The sequence below is a fragment of the Ruegeria sp. BI7 genome, assembly GCF_056537925.1.
The window spans coordinates 543,261-567,476 of record NZ_JBQFSK010000001.1; the positions used below are offsets into that span (position 1 = coordinate 543,261).

31 protein-coding genes and 1 tRNA gene are annotated in these 24,216 nt (G+C 57.8%); 14 read left to right on the forward strand and 18 right to left on the reverse strand.

Features of this window, described 5'->3' with window-relative positions:
* Positions 1 to 2 precede the first annotated feature (2 nt).
* Genes ACR0JB_RS02740 through ACR0JB_RS02750 form a run of 3 tightly spaced genes read left to right on the forward strand, consistent with a single transcriptional unit; the run spans position 3 to position 1,398 of the window.
* Positions 3 to 554 (forward strand): 6,7-dimethyl-8-ribityllumazine synthase, encoded by a 552-nt coding sequence (locus ACR0JB_RS02740; protein WP_170357807.1) that lies wholly within the window; start codon positions 3 to 5, stop codon positions 552 to 554.
* Positions 551 to 1,033, forward strand: coding sequence for a transcription antitermination factor NusB (nusB, locus tag ACR0JB_RS02745; protein ID WP_480789662.1), 483 nt, complete (start codon positions 551 to 553; stop codon positions 1,031 to 1,033). Before ACR0JB_RS02740 ends, nusB begins: the two co-directional genes overlap by 4 nt.
* A gap of 59 nt (positions 1,034 to 1,092) precedes the next feature.
* Positions 1,093 to 1,398 carry a hypothetical protein gene (locus tag ACR0JB_RS02750; protein WP_170348266.1) on the forward strand — a complete coding sequence of 102 codons (306 nt, stop codon included), beginning with the start codon at positions 1,093 to 1,095 and terminating at the stop codon, positions 1,396 to 1,398.
* Positions 1,399 to 1,615: 217 nt separating this feature from the next.
* Here ACR0JB_RS02750 and ACR0JB_RS02755 read toward each other — a convergent pair whose 3' ends face one another.
* The gene (locus ACR0JB_RS02755; protein ID WP_170348267.1) at positions 1,616 to 2,041 is read right to left on the reverse strand and encodes an SRPBCC family protein; all 426 of its coding nucleotides are present in this window, start codon (positions 2,039 to 2,041) and stop codon (positions 1,616 to 1,618) included.
* Positions 2,038 to 2,358: an ArsR/SmtB family transcription factor gene (locus tag ACR0JB_RS02760; RefSeq protein ID WP_170348268.1), complete on the reverse strand. Its 321-nt coding sequence runs from the start codon at positions 2,356 to 2,358 to the stop codon at positions 2,038 to 2,040. The genes ACR0JB_RS02755 and ACR0JB_RS02760 overlap by 4 nt, the downstream gene beginning before the upstream one ends.
* Before the next feature lie 115 nt (positions 2,359 to 2,473).
* On the opposite strand from ACR0JB_RS02760, the gene ACR0JB_RS02765 reads away from it, so the two are divergent.
* Positions 2,474 to 2,905 (forward strand): MmcB family DNA repair protein, encoded by a 432-nt coding sequence (locus tag ACR0JB_RS02765; protein ID WP_170348269.1) that lies wholly within the window; start codon positions 2,474 to 2,476, stop codon positions 2,903 to 2,905.
* A gap of 4 nt (positions 2,906 to 2,909) precedes the next feature.
* On the opposite strand, the gene ACR0JB_RS02770 is transcribed toward ACR0JB_RS02765, so the two are convergent.
* A complete protein-coding gene (locus ACR0JB_RS02770; RefSeq protein ID WP_170348270.1) occupies positions 2,910 to 3,098 on the reverse strand; it encodes a DUF6324 family protein in 189 nt (62 codons plus the stop codon).
* A gap of 77 nt (positions 3,099 to 3,175) precedes the next feature.
* Between ACR0JB_RS02770 and ACR0JB_RS02775 the strand changes: the two genes are divergently transcribed.
* Complete coding sequence (locus ACR0JB_RS02775; protein ID WP_170504929.1) at positions 3,176 to 3,658, forward strand: GNAT family N-acetyltransferase; 483 nt, start codon at positions 3,176 to 3,178, stop codon at positions 3,656 to 3,658.
* A 47-nt stretch (positions 3,659 to 3,705) separates the two neighbouring features.
* A tRNA-His gene (locus ACR0JB_RS02780) sits at positions 3,706 to 3,782 on the forward strand.
* A gap of 104 nt (positions 3,783 to 3,886) precedes the next feature.
* On the opposite strand, the gene ACR0JB_RS02785 is transcribed toward ACR0JB_RS02780, so the two are convergent.
* From ACR0JB_RS02785 to secG, 10 genes are all read right to left on the reverse strand, one after another.
* Complete coding sequence (locus ACR0JB_RS02785) at positions 3,887 to 4,693, reverse strand: ABC transporter permease (RefSeq protein ID WP_170504934.1); 807 nt, start codon at positions 4,691 to 4,693, stop codon at positions 3,887 to 3,889.
* On the reverse strand, positions 4,690 to 5,577 hold the full coding sequence (locus ACR0JB_RS02790) for an ABC transporter permease (RefSeq protein ID WP_170349373.1): 888 nt from the start codon (positions 5,575 to 5,577) through the stop codon (positions 4,690 to 4,692). The genes ACR0JB_RS02785 and ACR0JB_RS02790 overlap by 4 nt, the downstream gene beginning before the upstream one ends.
* A gap of 72 nt (positions 5,578 to 5,649) precedes the next feature.
* A complete protein-coding gene (locus ACR0JB_RS02795; RefSeq protein ID WP_170348273.1) occupies positions 5,650 to 6,363 on the reverse strand; it encodes a transporter substrate-binding domain-containing protein in 714 nt (237 codons plus the stop codon).
* A gap of 34 nt (positions 6,364 to 6,397) precedes the next feature.
* Entirely contained in the window at positions 6,398 to 7,174 is a 777-nt protein-coding gene (locus ACR0JB_RS02800; protein ID WP_170357811.1) for an ABC transporter ATP-binding protein, read from the reverse strand.
* 137 nt (positions 7,175 to 7,311) lie between these two features.
* Positions 7,312 to 8,043, reverse strand: a complete 732-nt coding sequence (locus ACR0JB_RS02805) for a phosphate/phosphite/phosphonate ABC transporter substrate-binding protein (RefSeq protein WP_174821530.1) — start codon at positions 8,041 to 8,043, stop codon at positions 7,312 to 7,314.
* Between the two features lie 5 nt (positions 8,044 to 8,048).
* Positions 8,049 to 8,486 (reverse strand): tellurite resistance TerB family protein, encoded by a 438-nt coding sequence (locus tag ACR0JB_RS02810; RefSeq protein WP_170348276.1) that lies wholly within the window; start codon positions 8,484 to 8,486, stop codon positions 8,049 to 8,051.
* A 20-nt stretch (positions 8,487 to 8,506) separates the two neighbouring features.
* Positions 8,507 to 8,956: a tellurite resistance TerB family protein gene (locus tag ACR0JB_RS02815; protein WP_170348277.1), complete on the reverse strand. Its 450-nt coding sequence runs from the start codon at positions 8,954 to 8,956 to the stop codon at positions 8,507 to 8,509.
* Positions 8,957 to 9,077: 121 nt separating this feature from the next.
* Positions 9,078 to 9,851, reverse strand: a complete 774-nt coding sequence (locus tag ACR0JB_RS02820; RefSeq protein ID WP_170393520.1) for an isocitrate lyase/PEP mutase family protein — start codon at positions 9,849 to 9,851, stop codon at positions 9,078 to 9,080.
* A 101-nt stretch (positions 9,852 to 9,952) separates the two neighbouring features.
* Positions 9,953 to 11,596, reverse strand: coding sequence for a CTP synthase (locus ACR0JB_RS02825; protein WP_170348279.1), 1,644 nt, complete (start codon positions 11,594 to 11,596; stop codon positions 9,953 to 9,955).
* A 159-nt stretch (positions 11,597 to 11,755) separates the two neighbouring features.
* Positions 11,756 to 12,121: a preprotein translocase subunit SecG gene (secG, locus tag ACR0JB_RS02830; protein WP_058280875.1), complete on the reverse strand. Its 366-nt coding sequence runs from the start codon at positions 12,119 to 12,121 to the stop codon at positions 11,756 to 11,758.
* A gap of 150 nt (positions 12,122 to 12,271) precedes the next feature.
* On the opposite strand from secG, the gene nthA reads away from it, so the two are divergent.
* The 5 genes from nthA (at position 12,272) to ACR0JB_RS02855 (ending at position 15,647) form a co-directional block, all read left to right on the forward strand.
* A complete protein-coding gene (gene nthA, locus ACR0JB_RS02835; RefSeq protein WP_480789663.1) occupies positions 12,272 to 12,886 on the forward strand; it encodes a nitrile hydratase subunit alpha in 615 nt (204 codons plus the stop codon).
* On the forward strand, positions 12,883 to 13,560 hold the full coding sequence (nthB, locus tag ACR0JB_RS02840; protein ID WP_170374745.1) for a nitrile hydratase subunit beta: 678 nt from the start codon (positions 12,883 to 12,885) through the stop codon (positions 13,558 to 13,560). The genes nthA and nthB overlap by 4 nt, the downstream gene beginning before the upstream one ends.
* Positions 13,557 to 13,895: a nitrile hydratase accessory protein gene (locus ACR0JB_RS02845; protein WP_170393527.1), complete on the forward strand. Its 339-nt coding sequence runs from the start codon at positions 13,557 to 13,559 to the stop codon at positions 13,893 to 13,895. The genes nthB and ACR0JB_RS02845 overlap by 4 nt, the downstream gene beginning before the upstream one ends.
* A 214-nt stretch (positions 13,896 to 14,109) precedes the next feature.
* Positions 14,110 to 15,405, forward strand: a complete 1,296-nt coding sequence (locus ACR0JB_RS02850; RefSeq protein WP_170393529.1) for an adenylosuccinate synthase — start codon at positions 14,110 to 14,112, stop codon at positions 15,403 to 15,405.
* Positions 15,405 to 15,647 carry a DUF2842 domain-containing protein gene (locus tag ACR0JB_RS02855; protein WP_170357820.1) on the forward strand — a complete coding sequence of 81 codons (243 nt, stop codon included), beginning with the start codon at positions 15,405 to 15,407 and terminating at the stop codon, positions 15,645 to 15,647. Before ACR0JB_RS02850 ends, ACR0JB_RS02855 begins: the two co-directional genes overlap by 1 nt.
* A 78-nt stretch (positions 15,648 to 15,725) precedes the next feature.
* On the opposite strand, the gene ACR0JB_RS02860 is transcribed toward ACR0JB_RS02855, so the two are convergent.
* Positions 15,726 to 17,342 (reverse strand): hypothetical protein, encoded by a 1,617-nt coding sequence (locus ACR0JB_RS02860; protein ID WP_170504945.1) that lies wholly within the window; start codon positions 17,340 to 17,342, stop codon positions 15,726 to 15,728.
* 121 nt (positions 17,343 to 17,463) lie between these two features.
* On the opposite strand from ACR0JB_RS02860, the gene ACR0JB_RS02865 reads away from it, so the two are divergent.
* The gene (locus tag ACR0JB_RS02865) at positions 17,464 to 18,171 is read left to right on the forward strand and encodes a thiamine diphosphokinase (protein ID WP_170393533.1); all 708 of its coding nucleotides are present in this window, start codon (positions 17,464 to 17,466) and stop codon (positions 18,169 to 18,171) included.
* Here the strand turns inward: ACR0JB_RS02865 and ACR0JB_RS02870 are convergent.
* Genes ACR0JB_RS02870 through ACR0JB_RS02885 form a run of 4 tightly spaced genes read right to left on the reverse strand, consistent with a single transcriptional unit; the run spans position 18,116 to position 21,579 of the window.
* Positions 18,116 to 19,030: a DMT family transporter gene (locus ACR0JB_RS02870; protein WP_170393535.1), complete on the reverse strand. Its 915-nt coding sequence runs from the start codon at positions 19,028 to 19,030 to the stop codon at positions 18,116 to 18,118. The two genes, ACR0JB_RS02865 and ACR0JB_RS02870, sit on opposite strands and share 56 nt — an antisense overlap.
* 40 nt (positions 19,031 to 19,070) lie before the next feature.
* Complete coding sequence (locus tag ACR0JB_RS02875) at positions 19,071 to 19,481, reverse strand: GFA family protein (protein ID WP_170348289.1); 411 nt, start codon at positions 19,479 to 19,481, stop codon at positions 19,071 to 19,073.
* Positions 19,482 to 19,502: 21 nt separating this feature from the next.
* Positions 19,503 to 20,876 (reverse strand): L-serine ammonia-lyase, encoded by a 1,374-nt coding sequence (locus ACR0JB_RS02880; protein ID WP_480789664.1) that lies wholly within the window; start codon positions 20,874 to 20,876, stop codon positions 19,503 to 19,505.
* Position 20,877: 1 nt separating this feature from the next.
* On the reverse strand, positions 20,878 to 21,579 hold the full coding sequence (locus ACR0JB_RS02885; RefSeq protein WP_170393537.1) for a glutathione S-transferase family protein: 702 nt from the start codon (positions 21,577 to 21,579) through the stop codon (positions 20,878 to 20,880).
* 167 nt (positions 21,580 to 21,746) lie between these two features.
* On the opposite strand from ACR0JB_RS02885, the gene rpiA reads away from it, so the two are divergent.
* Together rpiA and gor are read left to right on the forward strand one after the other, a co-directional pair.
* Positions 21,747 to 22,532 (forward strand): ribose-5-phosphate isomerase RpiA, encoded by a 786-nt coding sequence (gene rpiA / locus ACR0JB_RS02890; protein WP_170393539.1) that lies wholly within the window; start codon positions 21,747 to 21,749, stop codon positions 22,530 to 22,532.
* A gap of 270 nt (positions 22,533 to 22,802) precedes the next feature.
* Positions 22,803 to 24,161, forward strand: a complete 1,359-nt coding sequence (gene gor, locus ACR0JB_RS02895; RefSeq protein WP_170348293.1) for a glutathione-disulfide reductase — start codon at positions 22,803 to 22,805, stop codon at positions 24,159 to 24,161.
* Positions 24,162 to 24,216: the final 55 nt, after the last annotated feature.

Sequence of the window (24,216 nt, forward strand, 5' to 3'; positions counted from 1 at the left end):
TCGTGGCTGAACAAGACAAACACGGCGTCCTGCCGACACCAACCTTCGACAAACCGGCGAAACTGCTGATTGTGGTCGCCCCGTTCTATCGCGCCGTCGCCGACAATCTGGTAGCCGGTGCAAAAGCCGAGATCGAAGCGGCTGGTGGTACTTGTGACGTGGTCGAAGTACCCGGCGCGTTGGAAATCCCGACCGCCATCGCTATGGCGGACCGTCAGTGCAATTTCGACGGTTACGTCGCGCTGGGCTGCGTCATTCGTGGCGAGACCACGCATTATGAAACGGTGTGCAATGACTCCAGTCGCGCCATCCAACTGATGGGTTTGCAAGGTCTGCTCATCGGCAATGGTATTCTGACGGTGGAAAATGACGATCAGGCCGAAGTCCGCGCAAATCCAGAAAAGATGAATAAAGGTGGCGGGGCTGCCGCTGCGGCCTTGCATCTGATCGCGCTCAGCCGTAAGTGGGGCGCCTCACAAAAGGGCGTTGGCTTCAAGCCCCCGTCCGAGTCCATCCTTGTGGCGGGCGACAGCAACGGACCCACGACAGCATGACCCAGACAGATGCGCCGAAACCGGCCAACCAGAAACGCCTGATGAAATCCGCCGCCCGGCTTTATGCCGTGCAGGCTCTGTTCCAGATGGAGCAGTCGGGTCAGACGACCGAACAGGTTGTGAATGAGTTTCTGGATCACCGATTCGGCGCTGTCTATGAGGGCGATGAGATGTTGGACGGCGATATCCGCGTGTTCCGCAAACTGGTCGAGGACGCCGTGAACTATCAGGCGCCCATTGACCAGATGACCGACCGCGCGTTGGTCGCCAAATGGCCCATTGCGCGCATCGACCCGACCTTGCGCGCCACGTTCCGTGCCGCCGGGGCGGAGCTCACTCAGGGCGACACTCCGCCCAAAGTCGTCATTACCGAGTTCGTGGATGTAGCCCGTGCCTTTTTCCCGGAAGGCAAAGAGCCAAAATTCGTCAACGCCGTGCTGGATCACATGGCGCGCGAGGCCCAGCCCGAGGCGTTCTGACGCCTTTACCATGGTCCGACACGCGCTACACTGACTGTACAAGCTCAATGAGGTCCGCCATGCCCAAACTGATCCGATTGTACATCACTCAGGTTATCTGGGGATTTGTCATCTCGGCCATCTTTGTCGGGGTGCTGTTGGCGCTTAACGTGGCCAATTTGCGCGGTTTGATCAGCGGATCGGATATCGGTCTGATCGCGCTGTTCATGATCTGGTTCATGAACGGCATTGTCTTCGCAGGTGTTCAATTTGCCTATTCCATCATGAGCTTGGCAGAGAAACCGGGTGGTCCGCGTCGTGGCTCACCCGTCGTACACAGCTTTGAACCTGTTGCAGTTCAACAGAACGCGCCTGCGCCGAAGTAATTTTGCTTCAGAAAAAATGTGGCGGGACCGCCAGTCAACCGTGCGGTGTGATTCCCGAGGACCTGTATGTACAGGTGGGCGCCAGGTAATCAGGCCAGGACCTGAACAGAGCCAGCCCCCTCGGAATTGCTTAAGGCCACCAGAATGCTACCTATCACAAGAAGGGCAGAACCCGCCACGCGCCTAAGTAGGGGTTGCGGCGGGTTTGCACAAGGGGTCAGGCATCGACTGTTTCGTGCAGGGCGGTGCGCATTTTGACGAAATGCTCATCCCAGCCGCTATCGAGCGACAGGATCAGACCAAAGGCTTCGGCACTCTGAGGCAGCCCTTCGTGTTGCAACGCAAGCCGTGTGCCGCCCGAAACGGGTTCGAGCGTCCATTTCACCACGCTGACGGCGTCCCCCATGGGTTTGACGGTGAATGTGTATTCCAGGTATTCCGGTGGGCGTGCAACGCGCACTTCTCCCCAGATCAACAGATCACCACTGGTTGTTCCGAACATCTCAAGCTTTTGTCCGGCGGCCAGCGGGCGTTCGGGTTTGTGAAACCATTCGGCCAGACGGTCGGGGTCCGTCAAATAGGCCCAGACGGTTGTGGGCTCGGCCCGTAGAAAGATCGTTTTTTGCAGAACGGTATGTGTCATGTGTCTTTCCTTTCAATGGCTTCTTTCAGTTTGTTCAGGCGGTCGTCCCAGAACTGGTCGAAATAGCTGAACCAGTCGAGAACAGGGGCCATCCCCATTGGTTCCAGTCGGTTGATACGTTCCCGCCCGCGTGTCTCGACCGAGATCAGACCGCCATCCGACAAGACAGTCAGATGCTTTTTGACGGCGGCGCGGGTCATGTCGAACCGTTCGGTCAATTGAGCGATTGTCATGTCCTGCGCGGCGAGCATCTGAACGATGTCCCTGCGGGTAGGGTCGGCCAGCGCACGAAATGCGTTTTGGGTTTGAGGCTGCATGTGCTTCACCATTCGTAATACCTTTTGGTATCACATTTAATGCAGTACCAAATGGTATTGTGTCAAGCCTGAAGTGGTTCTTGATTTTTGTTCACGAATTGTTCACATTTCTAAAATGACACTCGATCTGCAACCCGGACAAAAGCTGGCCCGCGGCGTGGCCCGCCATTTGTCGGCGCATGGTTTTGTTTCAGTTGAAGAATTCGTACCGATGCGTGGGCTGCGCGTCGATGTTATGGGGCTGGGCCCTAAGGGCGAGCTTTGGGTGATCGAATGTAAATCCAGTCGGGCGGATTATCAGTCCGATTCCAAATGGCAGGGCTATCTGGAGTGGTGTGATCGATTCTTCTGGGCCGTCGATATCGACTTTCCAACCGATCTGCTTCCTGCGGAAACCGGTCTGATCATCGCCGACGCTTATGACGCCGAGATTGTGCGCATGGCGCCGGAAGACAAGGTTGCACCGGCGCGGCGCAAGAAGATGATCCAGAAATTCGCAACCGACGCGGCGCGCAGGTTGCAAGCGCTACGTGATCCCAGGATTTAAGCGATTAGCTTTGGACAGCGCGGGCGGCCTGAGCAGCAGCGCGAATTTCATCCGCGATTTCCTCGGCCTCTTCGGGGTCGAAATCCATTGGGATTTCGATGTTGTCTGCCTCGATGAATAGCCGCACCATGCCGTGATCAGTGGGCCCGATCTGCAGGTTTGCCTGAATGTCGCGTTCGGTATTGATGCCCATGTTCGCCTCCGGGACTAGGCGTTCGTGCTAACGCGCAAAGGGTTGAGAATCAAGCTGCCTTTGCGGTCTGATGAAGTATGGAGAATATTCAGATCAGACCCTTTCGCGCCACTGATGCAGCCTGGCTAGTAGAGCAGCATGGCCGGTATTATGCGCGCGACGAGGGGTTTGATTCCTCGTTCGGCGCTTTGGTGCAGAGCATTCTGGAGGATTTTGTGGCCAGCCATGATCCGACGTGTGAACGCGGCTGGATAGCGGAAAGCGACGGCCAAAGACTTGGCAGCATATTCTGCGTCGCATTGGACAAACAAACTGCAAAACTACGGCTCTTTCTGTTGCTGCCCGAAGCACGGGGGAGGGGGTTGGGAAAGCGCATGCTGGACACATGCATGGGCTATGCGCGTAATGCAGGGTACGCGGAAATGCGGCTTTGGACCCACGAAAGCCACAGGGCGGCCTGTACGTTGTATCGTGCGAATGGATGGCAGTTGCTGGACAGTAAGCCAGTGCATTCCTTTGGTGTCGATCTTGTCGAACAAAGCTGGAAAATTCGGCTTTAATACCCTTGCATTCCTTGGACGCGTTCGGTACATCGCCCCTCACGAGTGCCGCCTTAGCTCAGTTGGTTAGAGCGCTGGATTGTGGATCCAGAGGTCCCCTGTTCAAGCCAGGGAGGCGGTACCATCTCCCTCAATATAGTCTGAAAAAACGTGCAAAAATGTGCTGCTTGGAGCAGTGACTGATTTTGCTGTATTTGGTGGCAGATTTGACGGCTGGCGCGCCTGTGATTAGCGCGCCAGGTTCAGTTTCAGCTTCATTTTGCTCCGCTTTTCTGCGGGCAAATGTCGGTTCAAGTGCTTATTCACGCGACCAAAGCTCCAGATGACCACGAGGGTCAGCAGGATAAAGTAGAAGGCCAGAATCGGGTAGGGGATGAACGGGTTGAATGTTTTGTCGGCAAAATAGCCCGCGTAGTACAGCGCATCGCCACGTTGCTGCCAGACCGGGAAGGCCGAGAAGAACACCAGCGTAGTGGCATGGAACAGGAAGATCGCCTCGTTCGTATAGGCAGGCCAGGCCAGCCGCAGCATGGTTGGCCACACGATGCGGCGGAACCGCACCCAGCCCGTCATGCCATAGGCATCAGCAGCCTCGATATCACCCTTGGGGATCGACCGCAGCGCGCCATAGAAGATCTCGCCGGAATAAGCGGCGGTGTTGAAGAACAGCACGATCAGTGCGCCAAGCCAGGCCGAGGTGAGCGCGTCGAGGAATGGATAGCTCTGCTTCAGCGACAGGAAGAAGAAATAGGCGAAGAAGAACTGGATAAACAGCGGTGAGCCTCGGAACAAGAAGATGAACCACTCTGCCGGCTTGCGCAGCCACTTATTCGTGGAAGCCTTGCCCATGGCAAGCGCGGTGGCCAGAAAGAACCCGGTCACCAGCGCCATGATCCCGAAATAGATGTTCCAGATCATGCCCGAGCCGATCAGGGTAAACTGTTCGCACAGGGTAAAATCGTTTCGTGGCAACAGACGTTCGCCAATCCCGATCGAGCGCAGGCCGTAATCCTGGATCGTTTGCAAGCAGCTCATGCGGTGGTCTCCTTGCGCAGCAGCTCTCCGCCCGAGGTCGCCTGACCGTGGGACAGGCGGCGCATCAGCCGTTCAAGACCGATTTCCGAGACTCGGGTCATGCCTAGGTAGAACACCAGAAGGGCTAGGAAGTACCACATGCGCCAGTCGCCATGCGGGTATTGGGTGAATTTCGGGTTCTTGTACCCACCCAGCTCGCGCGCCCAATAGACGATATCTTCGATGCCCAGAAGGAACAGCAGCGGTGTAGCCTTGATCAGTACCATCCATAGGTTTGACAGACCGGGCAGAGCGTACACCCACATTTGTGGCACCAGAATGCGCCAGAAAGTCTGGCGGCGGGTCATGCCATAGGCCTCGGCCGTTTCCAGCTGAGCACGTGGGACAGCGCGCATACCGCCAAATAGTACGTTGGCGGCAAAGGCGCCGAAAACGATTGAGAATGTGATGACGGCCAGAAAGAAGCCGTAAGTTTCGTGTACCCATTCGGGGGCAGTGCCAAGCGGCAGCTTGGCGGCCTGACAGACGATAAAGTCATTGCCTTGTCGGATCGGATCAGTCCATTCCGGGCACAATATTTGATGACGAGTCCATTCGAACGCCTGATCCAGTGCGATCACGAAGAACATGAAGAAGGCAATATCCGGCACACCGCGCACGACGGCGATATAACCTTTGCCCAGCAGGCTGAGCGGCAAGAAATGCGACCGAGCCGCCATAGCGCCCAAAAACCCAAAACCCAGCGCGACCGGCGCCGTAATGGCCAGCAACAGCAAGACCTTGAAGAAGGACAGGTAGAACACCCAATGCACACCGTTGGTCAGATAACACGAGAACCAGCGGAACGTGCCGAGTGTTTCGGGATCAGTGCAGAACGAGAAAATGGCGGGCCTCTTTGACTGGCAAGGGCGCATGGGCGGCGCGCCCAAAGATCAGGCGCGCCGCTGAATGTAAGATCAGAAGGTCGAGGACACTTCCCACTTGGTGATCAGCTCGTTCAAGCTGCCGTCGTCCTTCATGGACTGGATGGCTGTGTTGAACTTTTCTTTCAACTCACCGTCGGATTCACGGATACCCATGCCGACGCCACCGCCCAGCGGAACTTCGTCGCCAACAAAGACTAGACCCGAGCCATCTTCGGTGAAAGGCACCAGGAAGGATTTGTCTGCCAGAACTGCATCCGCTTCACCACCGCGTACGGCGGCAATGGTTTCTTCCGGGCTTGCGAACTCAACCAGAGTTGCGCCGGAATCAGCAACGTAACCGGCCTGAATGGTACCGGTCTGCGCCGCGATCACGCCGCCTGCCAGATCAACGCCATCGGACATGGCGATATAGGCCGACGGATCCGGCGGCGTGTAGTTGTGGGTGAAGTCGATGACTTCGTCACGCTCATCAGTGATCGACATACCCGCGATGATCGCATCGTAGTTGCCCGACACCAGGTTCGGAATGATCGAATCCCAATCGTTCTTGACCCATTCGCATTCCAGGTCGGCACGCTTGCACAGCTCATCGCCCAGCTCACGCTCGAACCCGTCGATCTCGCCCGCGTCATTGACGAAATTCCACGGTGCATAGGCACCCTCGGTGCCCAGGCGGATGGTGTCTGCCATGGCCATACCAGCGCCAAGCGCCAGTGCTGCAGTAGTCAGAATCAGTTTTTTCATTGGATACTCCCCAGTTTTGTTTTCTGTCCTGAAGTTAAGCCGCCTGAGTGGCGGATAGAAAGCCCCGAAGCCGTTCGGATTCGGGGGACGTAAAGATATCTTCTGGCAGGCCCTCTTCTTCGATCAGGCCCTGATGCAGGAACACGACGTGGCTTGAGATGTCGGCCGCCATTTTCATGTCGTGGGTCACGATGATCATGGTGCGCCCTTCGGCTGCCAAATCCTTGATCACCTTGATCACTTCCTGTTCCAGTTCCGGGTCCAGTGCCGAAGTGGGTTCGTCGAACAACAGCGCCTCGGGCTCCATGCAAAGGCCGCGGGCGATGGCCGCGCGCTGTTGCTGACCCCCCGAAAGCTGCGCCGGGTAGACGTCGCACTTATCGCCAATGCCGACCTTCGCCAAATATTTGCGGGCGCTATCCTCGACCTCTTTCGGGTCGCGGCCAAGAACGGTTACTGGGGCCTCCATCACGTTTTGCAGGATGGTCATATGGGCCCACAGGTTAAACTGTTGAAACACCATCGACAGGTTGGTGCGGATGCGCATCACCTGTTTTGGGTCGGCGGGGCGGCGATGGTGAAGGTCACCGGCCCAGCGTACGGGTTCACCCTTGAACAGAATCTCGCCCTGCTGGCTGTCTTCCAAAAGGTTACAGCAGCGTAACAGTGTGGATTTGCCTGACCCGGACGATCCGATAAGCGAAACCACATCCCCGCGTCTTGCCGTAATATCGACCCCTTTCAGCACCTCGAGATGGCCGAAACTTTTGTGGAGGTTTTTGATTTCGATAACGGGAGTGGAATCTGTCACGGGTGGCCCATGTGTTGTCGGTGTTGGTGCGGTAATAGGGCGCAAAAATCGGGGCAATGCAATGCGCAATTGACATCATCGGGTGCTGAAACCGTCAAATTGACCAAACGTACTGACCAAAATGATCACCGATTGGGTCAGATGGCATAATCCCGGACCGGATTGGGGACTGACAAATAGTTCTCGGCAGGGATGGTTATCAGGCCGCGAAGATGCAGCAGGTCGCGATCTTGTGGGTTCAGGTCGTCAATTGCTGCGCGAACAGCGCGGGCGATACCTGGTGCATCCTGCCCGATGGCCGTGATATAGGGTAGGGCGGGCGTCGGCGGCGTCGTTCCAACCTCGCGTAGGGACGCGTCAAGGTCGGAATGCGTCTTGAGCAATTCCCAGGTCAATGCATCCAACGCCGCGTAATCAGCCTGCCCATTGGCCACAGCGTCGGCAGAAAGCGCATGCCCACCAGTTTCAAGTATGGTTTTGGGGCACAGGTTGAGCGCCTCTAGATGAACCATTGGCGCAGCCCACCCCGATTGTGACAGGCCCTCGTTATAGGCAAACGTGCCGTTCGAAAGTCCGTGCAGATCGCGCGGGTCATTTTTTCGGGCCACAAAAACGGAGTGATAAAAACCGGGCGGGCACCCCTCAAGCCCATTGTCCGGGGTGCCGACCAGCTGTACGTTGCCATGTAGGCGGGTGCGGTAAGGCATGCCGCAGGTCTGCGCAAAGGTCAGGTCGGGGTGTTGCCAGACATCCCAGAAATCGGTGTCTCGCGTTAGCTGATCCGGGCCAAAGCCAAGGTGATCGCGAATCAACGCCCATAACCGATCATTCGCAGGCTGTAATGCGGGCATGTCATACATGCCCAGCATCGCGATCACGACTTGGCGGCCTTTTGACGTGCCAGGGCGGAATCTACGTCACTGACGCCCAGCAGGCTGACCACCAGCCGCAACAGCGAATCCTCTTCGCCCGAGCGCTGTCCGTCGGCCAAAGCGACGGACCACATCGCCTGCACCACGGCCAGACGGTCGTCATAGGCTACGGCCTCTTTGATCGCCCGGGTAAAACGGACCGTGTCGGGGGCCTCAGACTCTAGGTCTTCGGCCCGGGCGCGCAGGGCGGCGGCTTCGAACGGGGACAGGCCATAACGTTCGGCTGAAATCTTGTCGATTCGGGCCATCTCGGTATCGGCATAGTCGTTGTCGGACCTGGCGATGCGCACCAGCAGGGCCGTCAAGGCGAGACGGGCATCATCATCGGCAAGCGGGTCGGGGGCGGGCTGTGTCAGCCGGGACAGGAAATCACTAAACATGGGTTAGATATAGATGGGGCTTAATGCTCTTCCAAGCTTCTTTGAACACGCTCGCGGGCGGTCTGGCTGTCATTGAAGCTAAGGCCCATGGCGATGCGTGCCTCTTCCACGATCTTAATCTCACCTTCGTCTGTATCGCCATCGGCCAGAACGACCTCCCACAGGGCGTCCAACGCGGCAAGGCGTTCGTGAAGGTCGGTGGTTTCGCGGATCAGCTTGCCGAATGTGTCCGTCTCAGGTGCGGCGGCGTGCAGCTTTTCGCAGGTCGCGCGAACCTTGGCAGCTTCGATCGCATTGTGTTGATAGAGCCGCGCAAGGATGCGGTCGATCAGGCTGATTTCCTCAAGCTTATAGTCACGATCCGCCTGCGCCACACGCACCATAAGCGCACCCAGAGCCAGCTCGGCATCCGGGTCGGGCAGTTTATCGTGCTGCGGTGGGCGAAAAGCCTGAAAGAACTTCTTCAACATGCGCTCAGGTTATTCCATATTTTGTGGGCCGCCAAGCACAGACCACCCGTCATAGGCAGAATGGTCGCAAGACTGTCGGATTTGGCAGAAACACGCTGAGCGCGATCCACCTGCGGATGGATCAACCCGCCTGAAGCGCCTGTTTTGCCTGCTCTTGCAGCCAACCCAGCATCTGCCGATAGGGGACAGGGCCATAGCTGACCCGCGCCACGCCCAGCGACGCCAGAATGGTCGTATCGGGGGTGCCGGGAAGGGCAATAATGTTGACGGGCAACTCGGTCGATTCGCAGAGCCGAGCGATCAGCCCTTCGTCTTTGAGACCCGGCGCAAAGAACCCGCTGGCCCCGGCATCGGCATAGGCCTTGGCCCGTGCGATTGCATTGTCCAGCATAGAATTATCATGAGTGTCGGGCTTGGCTTTCAGGAAGATATCCGTGCGGGCATTGATGAAGGCCGGGATGCCGGCAGCATCGCAGCCTTCGCGCATTGCTTGGACGCGTGCTTCCTGCGTTTCGATGTCGTAGAGGTCGTTGGTGCCAACGATTTGGTCTTCAAAGTTAAAGCCGATGACACCGGTCTGCAGCGCAAGTTGAGCATTGGCGGCGACGCTTAGCACATCCTCAGCATAGGCGCCTTCGAAATCCAGCGTCACGGGAAGATCCACCGCGGCAACGATCCGGCGTGCATTGTCCAGGGCAGCATCCAGTGAGATCTTCTGTCCGTCCCCGAACCCCTGCGCCATCGCAACCGGCGCACTGCCGGTCGCAATTGCCTTGGCGCCCGCATCGCGGACAGCCCCGGCGCTGCCCGGATCCCAGATATTGTACAGGATGACCGGCTCGCCCTTTTTGTGTAGGGCGGCGAATTCTTCTGCTTGGGTAATCTGGTTGGTCATGCCGGTCTCCTGTCGCTGCTATGGCGGCAGTTAACCGTGCAAACAGTCGGCGCGTAAAGATGTTTCGCGCCGACCAACACAATACAGTGATCCGTCCGAGGTCAGACCAGACGCGAGCTGTCCTTGGCTGCGCGCACAAAGTCGCGGAACAAGGGGTGCGGGTCAAACGGTTTGGATTTCAGTTCGGGGTGATATTGAACGCCGATGAACCAAGGGTGATCTGACCATTCAACGATCTCGGGCAAACGTCCGTCCGGTGACATGCCCGAAAAGTTCAGGCCCGCCTTTTCCAGCTTTTCGCGGTACTTGATGTCCACTTCGTAACGGTGGCGGTGGCGTTCTTCGATATTGGTGCCACCGTACACCTCGGCCACTTTCGAGCCCTCGGCCAGTACCGCGTCATAGGCGCCCAAACGCATGGTGCCGCCTTTATCGTCGCCGACTTTACGTTCGACTTTGTGATTGCCCTGCACCCATTCTTTCAGGTGATAAACTACCGGCTCGAAACGCTTTTTCCCGGCCTCGTGGTCGAATTCCTCGGACCCGGCTTCGGTGATCCCCGCCGCATTTCGCGCAGCCTCGATCACGGCCATCTGCATGCCCAGACAGATGCCCAGATACGGCACTTTGTGTTCGCGCGCATATTGCGCCGCTTTGATTTTGCCTTCGGTGCCGCGTTCACCAAACCCACCCGGCACGAGGATCGCGTGGAAGCCTTCCAGATGGGGGGCGGCGTCTTCTGTATCGAAAACTTCGGCATCCACCCATTCGACCTTGACCTTGACCCGGTTGGCCATGCCGCCGTGGGTCAGCGCCTCGGCAATCGACTTATAGGCGTCTTCCAGCTGAGTGTATTTGCCCACGATGGCAACCTTAACTTCGCCCTCGGCGTTGTGGATGCGGTCGCTGACGTCTTCCCACTTGGTCAGATCGGGTTTAGGGGCCGGGCTGATCTGGAACGCGTCCAGTACGGCCTGATCCAAACCTTCGCGGTGATAAGCCAGCGGGGCGTCGTAAATGGTGGAAAGGTCCTGCGCCGCAATTACGCTGTCGGGGCGCACGTTGCAGAACAGTGCCAGCTTTTCGCGTTCCTTGGTCGGGATCGGACCCTCGGACCGGCAGACCAGAATATCAGGTGCCAAACCGATCGAGCGCAGCTCTTTGACCGAGTGTTGCGTCGGTTTGGTTTTCAACTCGCCAGACGCCTTGATGTAAGGCAGCAAGGTCAGGTGCATGAACAGGCACTGACCACGGGGTTTGTCTTGGCTGAACTGACGGATGGCTTCAAAAAAGGGCAAGCCCTCGATATCGCCCACCGTACCGCCGATTTCACAGAGCATGAAATCGACCTCATCCTCGCCAATGGCGATGAAATCCTTGATCTCGTTGGTGACGTGCGGGATCACCTGAATGGTCTTGCCAAGGTAGTCGCCGCGACGTTCTTTTTCCAGCACGTTGGAATAAATCCGGCCCGAGCTGACCGAGTCGGTTTTGCGGGCCGCCACGCCGGTGAAACGCTCATAATGGCCCAAGTCCAGATCAGTCTCAGCCCCGTCATCAGTGACGAATACTTCGCCATGTTCGAAAGGCGACATCGTGCCAGGGTCAACGTTCAGATAGGGGTCTAACTTGCGTAAACGCACCGAGTATCCCCGGGCCTGCAACAGGGCACCCAGAGCCGCCGAAGCCAGCCCTTTGCCCAAGGACGAAACCACACCACCAGTGATGAAAATAAAACGCGCCATGTTTTTCGGCTGCTCCCGTGAGACGTCAAAATCAGCTGCCCGACGGTTCCGAAAAACCGCTGCATCACGGGACTTCACGTATAAAGGATTCGCGCCAATAGCGCAAGAGAACCGCAAGATGCTGTTGCAGCTCTCTTTCAGATTTCTAGGTTTTGTGGATCAGTTGGCCTGAGGAATCAGAGGCGCGTTGTCGCCCTGCGCCGGGGGCAGCAGATCATCCGCCGACGGAACCGCCGGGGTGCTTTCTTCGGTTGCCGCAGGTGCCGGAACGCCCAAACGGTCGATAACCGAGCTGCCCGAAGACTTCTGAGCCGCCAGAATGGTCAGCGTGATCGAGGTCACGATAAAGCAGGCTGCCAGAATCCAGGTCACCTTGCCCAAAGCGGTCGCTGCCGCGCGACCTGTCATGGCGCCGCCGCCACCACCGCCCATACCAAGGCCACCGCCTTCGGACCGCTGCATCAGAACAACGGCAATCAGGCCCAGGGCCAAGAGGAGGTGGATGATGAGAACGACGTTTTCCATGGTGTTCCTGTACAGCGTGGCGTGTATCGCGTGGTACTTATGCAAGTTTGCCTTCGGGGGCAAGGGATGAGTTGGCATCACGAACGGTGATATTCCAGATCACAGCAAAGGGACTGGACAGGCGGATGATACGTAACGCAGGCTGCGGCCATGCCTCATGACGATCACGACCACCCGCACGCCCTGTTGCCGCCCGATCCCGCGCTTCGAGTTAAAGCGCTTGAGACGATTCTGACCCGTAAGGGTCTGATCGACCCGGCGGCGCTGGATGAGATTATCGACACGTATCAAAACAAGATCGGTCCACAGAACGGCGCGCGCGTTGTCGCCAAGGCGTGGGGTGATTCTGCGTTCAAGCAAGCCCTGCTTGCAGACGCGACGTCTGTTGTCGCTGATCTTGGGTTTTACGGGCGGCAGGGCGAACATATCGTAGTGGTCGAGAATACGCCGGAACAGCACAACATGGTCGTTTGTACCCTATGCAGCTGCTACCCGTGGCCTTTGCTGGGTATTCCACCGGGTTGGTACAAGTCCGACGCCTACCGCGCTCGAGCGGTACGTGAGCCGCGCAAAGTCTTGGCCGAATTCGGTGTCGAATTGACGCCAGAATCATCCGTGCGGGTATGGGATTCGACCGCAGAGATTCGCTACCTCGTGCTTCCCATGCGTCCGGAAGGCTCAGAAGGGCTAGGTGAAGAGGACCTTGCTGCGCTTGTTACCCGTGACAGCATGATTGGCACGGGCCTGCCTCAGGTGCCGTCATGACCCGTGTTCACGATATGGGTGGTCGGTTTGGGGACGGTCCGGTTACGCCCGAGGCCGAAAGCGCCCCGGTCTTTGCCGAGGACTGGCATGGTCGTGCCTTGGCCGTGACGCTGGCGGCCGGGTTTCTGGGGCAATGGAATATTGATGTCTCGCGCCACGCGCGCGAAAGGCTGTCGCCCAAGGACTACGCACGGTTCTCTTACTATGAAAAGTGGATATCCGGTCTGGCCGACCTGCTGGTCGAAAAGGGGGTGCTGACCTTGGATGATTTGTCGGGCGCAGGCACCGACGACCCACACCCGTTGGCAGCCCGTGTTCTGAAAGCCGGGACCGTCTCGGGAGCCTTGGCCAAAGGCGGGCCAGCAGATCGGGCTTCGGACGTGCCGATACAGTTTGAAGTCGGGCAGAATGTCCGAACTGTGGATCCGGCAGCCAATCGTCTGGTGAGTGGCGGCCATACGCGACTGCCAATCTATGCATCGGGTGCAAATGGCCGAATTTTGCGGCTGCACGGTACGCATGTTTTGCCAGATTCAAATGCACATGGTCTGGGCGAGGCGCCAGAACCCCTTTATGCGGTGGCATTTGCCGCGTCCGAGTTGTGGGCTGACCCGGAGCATCCCAAGGACGAGGTCGTTCTGGACTTGTGGCAAAGCTATCTGGAGCCCGTATGAGCACCTGTACCACCCATTCCGCACCAGAGCCGGTTTTTGCCGAACCCTGGCATGCGCAGGTCTTCGCCCTGACAGTTGCATTGAACGAAGCTGGACAATTCGAGTGGTCAGATTGGGCCGATCAATTTTCGCATACTTTGAAATTGCACGGGTTGGACAAGGAACTGGATGGCGGGAATGATTATTTTCACGCGTGGCTGGAGAACTTGGAGCAATTGTTGGTCGAACAAGGTTCGACGTTACCAGGTGACATTCAACGCATGAGAAATGCTTGGGAAGAGGCTTATTTGACGACGCCACACGGTCAACCGGTGCATTTGGCGGCAGGCGAATAGGAGGGGCGCTGCCCCCGCCGCCTGTTCTGGGCGACTCCTCCAAGATATTTGAGGCCGGATGAACAGGGGAGCCATACTTCATCTGGCCGAAACTATCCCCGCCGGAGGCACCGCACATTGCGCGGTTCTGAACTGCGGCGAATTACCGGTTTCCCTGCCGCTTTGACCCCGCTATATGAGCCGAGTTTGATAATTCAGCGCAAAAGGACCGGATATGGCCAATGTGGTTGTTGTCGGCGCCCAGTGGGGCGACGAAGGAAAAGGCAAGATCGTCGACTGGCTCAGCGAACGGGCAGACGTGATCGCGCGTTTTCAAGGCGGGCATAATGCCGGTCATACGCTGGTCATTGATGGTGAAGTTTATAAGTTGAACGCGCTTCCCTCGGGCGTTGTGCGCGGCGGTAAGCTGAGCGTCATTGGCAATGGTGTGGTTCTGGACCCGTGGCATCTGGTCAAGGAGATCGCGTCAATCCGCGAGCAAGGTGTCGAGATCACACCTGAAACGCTGATGATTGCCGAAAACACCCCTTTGATTCTGCCGATCCATGGTGAGTTGGACAGGGCGCGCGAAGAGGCCGCCAGCAAAGGTACCAAGATCGGCACAACCGGACGCGGTATTGGTCCGGCTTACGAAGACAAAGTTGGCCGCCGCTCGGTGCGTGTTGCTGATCTGGCGGATGAGGCAACACTTGAGGCGCGTGTAGACCGCGCGCTGCAACATCATGACCCGCTGCGCAAAGGTCTGGGAATCGAAGCCGTCGATCGGGACAAGCTGGTTGAACAGCTGAAAGAAATTGCTCCGCAAATCCTTCCGTTTGCCGCTCCGGTCTGGAAGGTGCTGAACGAAAAGCGCAAGGCGGGTAAGCGTATCCTGTTCGAAGGGGCGCAAGGCGCGCTGCTGGATATTGATTTCGGCACCTATCCTTTTGTGACCTCGTCCAACGTGATCGCGGGGCAGGCGGCGACCGGCGTGGGTATTGGGCCGGGATCGGTCGATTTTGTTCTGGGGATCGTCAAGGCATACACAACCCGCGTGGGTGAGGGGCCTTTCCCAACCGAACTGGATGATGACGACGGCCTGCGCCTGGGGACTCGCGGGCGTGAATTTGGCACCGTTACCGGGCGCAAGCGCCGTTGCGGTTGGTTCGATGCCTGCTTGGTGCGCCAAACCTGTGCGACAAGTGGTGTAAACGGTATCTCGCTGACCAAGCTGGACGTGCTGGACGGGTTTGAGACGCTGAAAATCTGCGTGGGATACGAGCTGGATGGCGAGCGTCTGGACTATCTGCCCACAGCAGCTGATCAACAAGCGCGCTGCAAACCCATCTACGAAGAAATGCCGGGGTGGAGTGAATCCACCGAAGGCGCACGCAGCTGGGCCGATCTGCCTGCCAACGCGATCAAATACGTACGTCGCGTTGAAGAGCTGATCGAGTGTCCCGTGGCCCTTCTGTCTACCAGTCCGGAGCGGGACGACACCATTCTGGTGACCGACCCGTTTGCCGACTGATGAGCGATCATGGTAAATCCGGTCTAAGCTACAAGGCCCGGCGGCGTTGGTCGCTGGTGCTGCTGTTGATTGGGCTTCCTATCTATATCGTGGCGGTTGTGACGGTGGTGAGCTGGCTCGACCGTCCGCCCATCTGGTTGGAACTGCTGGTCTATGTTGGTTTGGGCATCGTGTGGGCGCTGCCGTTCAAATTTGTCTTCAAAGGTGTTGGCAAAGAAGACCCAGAGCAAAACTCGGATTGATCACTGGTAATTCAGGTGATGAAGAGAAAAGGGCCAGAGTAATCTCTGGCCCTTTTTTTATTGTACTGGTTGGGGGAATTATCCCGCGGCGCGCTCGTCATCCGGGCGGAACCCGATCTGGGTCGAGGCCGCGAAACGCCCGCCGCCCGCTTTTTCAATCTTTCCATCGCGCAGCAACTGACCGAAGGACCGCAGGCTTTCTTCGCGGTTGAAGTCATTTTGCTTGAGCGAACGGATTTTGTTCATCAACTGCGGGCGCGAAAACTGCTCCTGACCTTCGATGAACGACAGGTACGCGGCGGCAGCCTCAAGCAAGTCAGGGAGGGACTGCGCGCCCTGTTCCTGCGCGAACAAAGCAAAGCCACCTTCCTCGGGTGTTTCGTCTTCGGTTTCAGTTTCGGATTTGACGCGGCGAGGGGTAACTGGTCCGGCGTCCACGGTTTGATTATCGATGCGCTGTTCAGCGACCAGCTTAAGCGGGGCTGCATCGTCACTGCTGGGGCGCATGCTGGTGACCTGAATTTCCGGGCGGCGAGGGCTGACGACCGAGGAAAGATCTCCACGATAGCCTTGCTCCTCACTGTCCTGTGCTGTGGCCTTACCGTCACCACGTTCAGCTTCGGTTGCGGCGACGGCAGCCCGCAGATGCGTGTAGGCCTCGCGCTGATCGCTGGTGTCCGGGTCGTTCAACTGTTCGCCGGCCTTATCCATCAGGCGCGATACGTCCCGATCCAGATCTGACGTTCCAGCGTCTGTATTGGCCGAGCGTTTTGCCAGTACAGCTTCCACGCTTGAAATCTCTTCCAGCAGGTCGACTTCATCCTCTTCCGTCAACACACCTTCGTCGGTGGCTTCGACGACGTATTCATCTGCACCGGCGTCGTCGAGAATGTTGGCTTCCTCTTCAGAACCGCTTTTGGCAATGTCTTCAAGGTCCGAGAACAGCACGTCGGATGTGTCTTCCTCTTCTGCTTCGGTCTGGTCTTCCGATGTCGCGTCCAACACCTCTGAATCCAGATCCTCGGCTTCGACTTCCAGTGCAGGGGCTTCGGGTCCTTCGATCTGAGGCATCTCAGCCTCGGCTTCTTCTGTTTCCGGTGCTTCGTCTTGCGTTTCGACGTGCGCGCTGGCCTCTTCAGTGTCGTCCAGATCAGCGGGGTCAAGCGAACCAGCTGCGAAGGCCGCGGCCACTGCATCAGACGGAGCGGCGCTTTTCATCAAGGTCGTGTCTTCGTCTTCCGTGTAGATGACCGAGTTTTCTTCGGAATGAGAGACAACGGCCCGGATGCGCTGCAACTTGGCGGCAATACTGTCAGCGGCAGGCGCCGGGGCATCTTCTACGGTTTCCGCGTCAGAAAAAACGGGCTGAGAAGAGGGCGGCGTGTCGATAACATTCAAACCCTGAGCGCTGGCGACCGGTTGGGGGGATGGAGCGTTTTCTTCGGTTGCGCGGATCAGCAGGCCAGAGTCGTTCTGACTGGCTTCGACCCTGCGGGATGCGTCACGCTGCGCGATCCGTGTCAGCATTTCGGTGTCAGGCTGTGGGGGTTCAGAACCAAAGTAGCGATCATCAGCCGCGAGATCGCGGAAGTATTCGGCAATCGCTTTCATCGTTTCAAAGGAATCATCAAAGCCTTCCAAAGTGCACGAGAAGGTTCCATAAGAAACGGTCAAAACCTTGTTATTCTGTACCATCAGACGCACGTCCTCTACAAACTACAAGAGCCACCCACCCAATAGAGGGCACACCTATGGCTCGAAACTCTCTGCATGAACCTACCATTTTGTGGTCTCAATGTGTCCAAATCCGGGAAAAATGATCAATCTTAAAAAAAATCAGTCGATTGTACGGTCTGAGGAGCCAATCGCAGTGGTCGGAGGCGGAGAAATCGGTCCAGATGACCTAAATTTGGCGCTGATTCGCGTCAATACCGTTGTTGCCGCAGATGGCGGAGCGATCCCGCTGATGGATTCGGGGCGGATGCCGGATGCGGTTATCGGTGACTTTGATTCGCTGAGCAGAGGCTATCGCGACCGGATTCCGGCAGAGCGATTGTTTCCGATCCGCGAGCAGGACAGCACGGATTTCGACAAGACCCTGCGCAGTGTCGAGGCGCCGCTAGTGCTAGGGGTTGGGTTTCTGGGCGGGCGGCTGGATCACCAATTGGCGGTGCTGAGCGCGTTGATCCGACTTCAGGATCGTCCGTGCATTTTGCTAGGGGAGCATGAAGTCGTATTCCACGCCCCACCGCGGATCGCTTTTGACCTTTCACCCGGCGATGTGGTTTCGCTGTTTCCGTTTCAGAGGGTAACGGGGCGCAGCCGTGGATTGGAATGGCCGATTGATGATCTGGTGTTAGAGCCGAGCGGTCGCGTCGGGACCTCCAATCGCGCGTTGGCTGATGTAGAACTGGAGGTGGACAGGCCCGGCCTTTTGGTCATGGTTCCGCGCAACGCCTTGGATCAGATCATGCAGGCGTTTCTGTCGGAGCAGACCGGGCGTTGGCCCGCTCGTGCAGAATAACGTAAAGGCCCGCGGCGATGGTGATGGCTATGCCGATGGCCGCAACCCCGTTGGGCAGGTCGTGAAAGACGAGCCAGCCGAATAGGGTGGCCATTGGAATTTCCAGATATTGCATCGGGGCAAGCGTAGCTGACGGCGCAAAGCGCAGCGACCATGTCATCAACAGATGCGCGACGGTTCCCAGCAGCCCGATTGCGATCAGCAAAAGGTGAATGTCCGGGTGAGGTAAGATCAGCGATACGGCCCAACTGCCACCGATTGTTCCGGCCAATAGAACCGGCAGCATTAGGATTATAGCCATCATGCCCGATGCCGCTTGTAGGGTGATTGGGTCTGTATCTTTGGCGATCTGGCGCGTCACCAGCATGAACAGGGAAAAGAGCAAAGCTACCACAAGCGGTAGCAGGGCTGCGGCCCCCACTTGTACAAAGCTGGGCTGAATGACCAGCAAGGTCCCAACAAAGCCAACGGCGCAGGCTATCAGGCGGCGTGGGCCAACGGTTTCCTTCAGTATGTATTTGCCCAGGATCAACATGATGAACGGCATGACAAAGACGATGGCGATCGCGTCGGCCAGCGGCAGGAAAAGCAATGAGCTGAACATGGCTGAAAGGGCGAGGATATGCAGAACCGTGCGAATAAATGTCAGCCACAGGATACGGCCACGCATGCGCAGGGATCGCCCGGTCAATACGGCCAGTGGGACCAGCACCAGCGCCTGAACGGCGAAGCGGACAAAGACAAGCATGCCGACAGGTGTGGTTTCGGCCAACAGCTTTGCCATCGCGTCGCCCATCGGCGCGATGATGCAAAAGCCAAGCATCAGGATGATGCCAAAGACCGGACGATCCTGTGTCATAAGGGCGACGCTACGGGGTTTGGGGTCCGGTGGGAAGCGTCTAGGGCAGGGGTTGAACCTTGGTATAGTCTGGACCGATGCAAGTGGGCAGGCCGTCACCCAGTTTCAGCCAGTTCAGCTTTTCCTCATGCGCCACGTGCAACGTTGGCTCCAACTGGTTCGGGTCTTCCAGTGTTGCCACGTACAGATGCAGCACGTCCGACATGGCTTGTGATCGGAATGATATCGGAGTGCCGCAATTGGGGCAGAAACTGCGGGTGACACCGGGCGACGAGGCAAAGGTTTTCGGCTCGTCCCCGGTCCAGCGCCACTGGCCGTCGCGCACGCCGAAATAGGTGGTCATCGGCGCGGCGCATTGCCGTCTGCAACTGTCGCAATGGCAGGTAACGCAGGACAGGACCGGAGGCGTAACTTCGTACCGGATTGTGCCGCACAGACAATGTCCCCGCATGATATCCCCCTTATTGCGGCATCAGCAGTTGGGTACGTTCACAGCCAGGCCGCCCAGTGACGTTTCCTTGTATTTCTCGTGCATATCATGGCCGGTCTGGCGCATGGTCTCGATCACGGAATCCAGCGGTACGAAGTGTTTCCCATCGCCACGCAACGCCAGCGATGCTGCGGAAACGGCTTTGATCGCCGCCAGTCCGTTGCGTTCGATACACGGAACCTGCACCAACCCGGCAACCGGGTCACAGGTCATGCCCAGATGATGTTCCAGCGCGATTTCAGCTGCGTTTTCAACCTGTTCCGGTGTTCCACCCATGACGGCACACAGACCTGCCGCAGCCATGGCTGATGCGCTTCCGACTTCGGCCTGACAGCCCGCTTCGGCGCCAGAGATCGAGGCGTTATATTTCACCAGCCCGCCAATGGCGGCAGCGGTCAGAAGGAAATCCTCGATATGGCTTTCCGAAGCGCCCGGCACGTGATCAAGGTAATAGCGCAGCACCGAAGGCATCGTGCCTGCCGCGCCATTGGTCGGGGCGGTCACGACTTGCCCACCAGCGGCGTTTTCCTCGTTCACCGCCATCGCATAGACACTCATCCAGTCATTGATGGTGTGCGGCGCGTTCAGGTTCATGCCCCGCTCGGCCAGCAGAGCATCGTGAATGCCTTTGGCGCGGCGTCGTACGTTCAGGCCACCGGGCAAAATGCCGTCAGTATTCAGGCCGCGCTCGATGCAATTGTTCATAACTTCCCACAGACGCGCAGTGCCCTTGGCAAAGCTGTCGGCACAGCCGCGCGCGATTTCATTATCGCGCTTCATCTGAGCGATGCTTTTGCCGCTGGTCTTTGCCATCTCAAGCATTTCGGCGGCGGATTTGAACGGGAAGGGGACCGGGTCGCCCTCGTCGGTTGCCTTGCCTTCGGCCAGTTCCTCTTCAGTCAGGACAAAGCCACCGCCGACCGAGTAGTAAACCTGCCGCAGGATCACATCGCCTTGTGCGTCGGTGGCCATCAGGATCATGCCATTGGCATGGCCGGGCAGGTTGTTGTCATAGTCAAAGGTCAGGTCGGTCTTTGGGTTGAACTGAAGCGTCGGCAACCCTTCGGGCGTCACCGAGTGCGTCTTGGAAATTTCGGCCAGCGCGGCCTCGGCCTTATCGTTGTCGTAGGTGTCGGGCACAAACCCGGCCAGCCCCAGAATGGTGGCACGGTCGGTGGCGTGTCCGACCCCAGTAAAAGCCAGCGAGCCGTGCAGCGATCCGCGCAGCCCCGCAAATTCGAACGGGGACGCGCGCATCATGTCCAGAAAACGCGCGGCGGCCACCATCGGCCCCATGGTATGAGACGATGACGGGCCGATGCCCACTTTGAACATATCGAAGACAGATAGAAACATATCAGGTAGCTGAGCCTTCTTCAGGTGTAGCGTAACGTGGTGAGGTGAACGGCGTAACCCCCAACCCCTCGGCCGCGATGGCGGCTTGGGTTGCGGGTCGGGAATCAAGCCGCGTCAGGATGTCCTGCAGATGGGGCGTGTCCCCGAGCTGAAACCAGCTGCGATCCGCGCTGGCGGGGTACAGCGCCATCCAACGCATTTGGCACGCCAGATAAAAGCTTAAAACCGATGGGGTGTCGGCCTGCAGCCAATCCGGCGCTTTCTGGGCTTCGGCATCCAGTACCCGCAAATGTTGGCGCAGGCGCGGGCGGATGCCTTCACGCAGGGTCTCGGCCTGCGCGGGGTCGATGTACTTTTCAGCATAGAAAAGAATGCGCAGATCGGCGTGCAGTGTGTTGGACGCAAAAAACAGCCATTTCAGAAACGCCGCCCGATCCGGGCTGTTGGGGGCAGGGGCCAGTTGCTTGTGCGTATCCGCCAGCCACAACAAAATGGCTGCCGTTTCAAAGATCGGTCCTCGCGGGGTGTCCAGCACCGGGATCAATCCATTCGGGTTCAAGGCCCGATAGGTCGCGCTGTCCTGTTCGTTTCGGCGGCGGTCTACCAGTACGGTCTCAAAAGGAAGGCCCATCTCTTCCAACACCAGTCTGATCACCAGCGAGGCGTTGTCGGGGGCATAATGAAGGCGATAGGGCGCGGTCATGGCCCCTATGTAACTTGCGGGGCGAATGCTGAAAGCCTCGATTGCGACGTTTCCCTTCGGAAACGCGTATTTTCCACGCATGTTTACGCGTGATGGCGGCGATTTGGCACTCGCGGTTGGTTGCCGCATTTCGTATAAGTCTGGCAGTAATAAAGGGAAACGCTGCCATGACCCGTGATCTGTCACCCATCGATAACGCCAAATATGTCGCCGCTCGTCGCGCTGCTGACATGGTGCAAGACGGAATGCGTGTTGGTCTGGGGACAGGGTCAACAGCCGCCTGGATGGTGCGTCGCATTGGTGAGCGGGTCAAAAACGAAGGGTTGAGGATCAAGGGTGTTCCGACGTCGATCCGCACCGCGCAACTGGCCTGCGAAGTCGGGATTGAAGTGGTCTCGTTGGATCAGGCGGGGTGGTTGGATCTGACCATTGATGGCGCGGATGAATTCGATGGCGAGCTGAACCTGATCAAAGGTGGCGGTGGCGCGCATCTGCAGGAGAAGATCGTCGCCACGGCCAGCGACCAGATGGTCGTCATCGCCGATGCCGGCAAAGAGGTCGAAACCCTGGGCGCCTTCCCTTTGCCGGTCGAGGTGATCCCCTTTGGCTGGCAAACCACCCGCACTTTGATCCAAGAGGTGCTGGACACGATGGATGTTCTAGGCACTTCGGCCATGCTTCGGATGGATGGTGAAGCACCTTTTGTGACAGATGAAGGCAACCACGTTTTGGATTTGCACCTGCAGCGCATCGGCAACGCGCGCCAGTTGGCGCTGGTGCTTAATCAGGTGCCAGGTGTGGTCGAGAACGGGTTGTTCATCGACATCTGTGACAAGGTCGTGATTGGCCACGGGGACGGCCGGGTCGAACTGCGCGACATCAACGCGGGTACCACCGAGCTGGACGAATTGGTGGACAGTGGTGAGAACCTGTTCTCGGATTTGGCTGACTGACGAATGTCAGAGCTTTCTGCATTACAATTCGGCGAAGTCAGTTTCCAAAAACCGGACGGCACATTCGAGAGCATGCCCCTCCAGTTGCAATCTATGGCGAAACCCATATCTGAGCGGTTCGTAAGGACGGTTGAGCATTACTGGCCGATTTTTTTGCGTCCTGGCAAGATCAACTGTCTCACCAGAACGGTCTGGACTGTGGTGAGCAATAAGATACACCCGTGGCGTCGCTTTGATGGCGCTTGCTGAAAACTGAAAGAGGCACGGTAAATGAGCTTTGATTATGATCTGTTCGTCATCGGAGGCGGCTCGGGCGGGGTTCGCGCAGCGCGTGTGGCTGCTGGTGAGAATGGTGCCAAGGTGGCGCTGGCCGAAGAGGATCGTTATGGCGGGACCTGTGTCATCCGAGGCTGTGTTCCGAAAAAGCTGATGGTCTTTGCCAGTGAGTTCTCAGGGACAATGCAGGACGCGCAAGCCTATGGTTGGGATGTTAAACCCGGCGGGCTTGATTGGAACACGTTCCACGACAAGCTGGTCGCGGAACTGGATCGGCTTGAAGGTGTTTATCGCAATATCCTGAAAAACAACGGTGTCGAAAGCTTTGATCAGCGTGCCCATGTGGTTGATGCGCATACGGTTGAGCTGGCCGATGGCACGCGTAAGACGGCCAAGCACATCCTGATCGCCACCGGCGGTCGTCCGGTCGTGCCCGAGTTTCCGGGCTCGGATCTGGCCATCACCTCAAACGAAATCTTCCATCTTGAGAAATTGCCTCAATCCATCTTGATCGTAGGTGGCGGCTACATCGCCAGCGAGTTCGCAGGGATCATGAACGGGATGGGTGTGAAGACCACTCAGTTCTACCGCGGCGCGCAAATTCTGCGCGGCTTTGATGAGGAAGCACGCGGCCTGATCTGCGAGGAAATGCGCCAGAACGGTATTGATGTACGTCTGGGCACCAATGTGTTGGAGATGACCAAGGAAGGTGACCAAATTCGCGTCAAAGCCACCGACGGCACCGAGGATCAATTCGATGTTGTCATGTACGCCACTGGTCGTGCGCCCAATGCCGACAACCTAGGGCTTGAGGCAGTCGGCGTTGAACGGGGTCGTAAGGGCGAGATCGTTGTGGACGAATACAGCCAGACGGGCGTGCCTTCGATCTTTGCAATTGGGGATGTGACAGATCGGGTGAATTTGACACCGGTTGCGATCCGCGAGGGCATGGCTTTTGTCGAAACAGTGTTCAAAGGCAACCCGACGCCGGTCGATCACGAGCTGATCCCGACCGCGATCTTCACCCAACCGGAGTTTGGTACCGTGGGATTGAGCGAGGAAGACGCTGCCGCGCAAGAACCGGTCGAGGTATATGCAACCTCGTTCAAGCCGATGCAAAAGGCGTTTGCGGGTGGAACGCAACGGGTGCTGATGAAGCTGATCGTCAGTCAGGCGACCCGCAAGGTGTTGGGTTGCCATATCGTGGCACCGGGCGCGGGCGAGATGATCCAGCTGGCAGGAATCGCCGTTAAAATGGGTGCAACCAAGGAAGATTTCGACCGCACGGTTGCCGTTCACCCGGTTATGGCCGAAGAACTGGTGACAATGCGGCAACCTGTTCGCACTGCTTGATTTGCAAGCGCGCGCACACAAGTTACAAGGGACACCGTGATCACACGGTCCAACA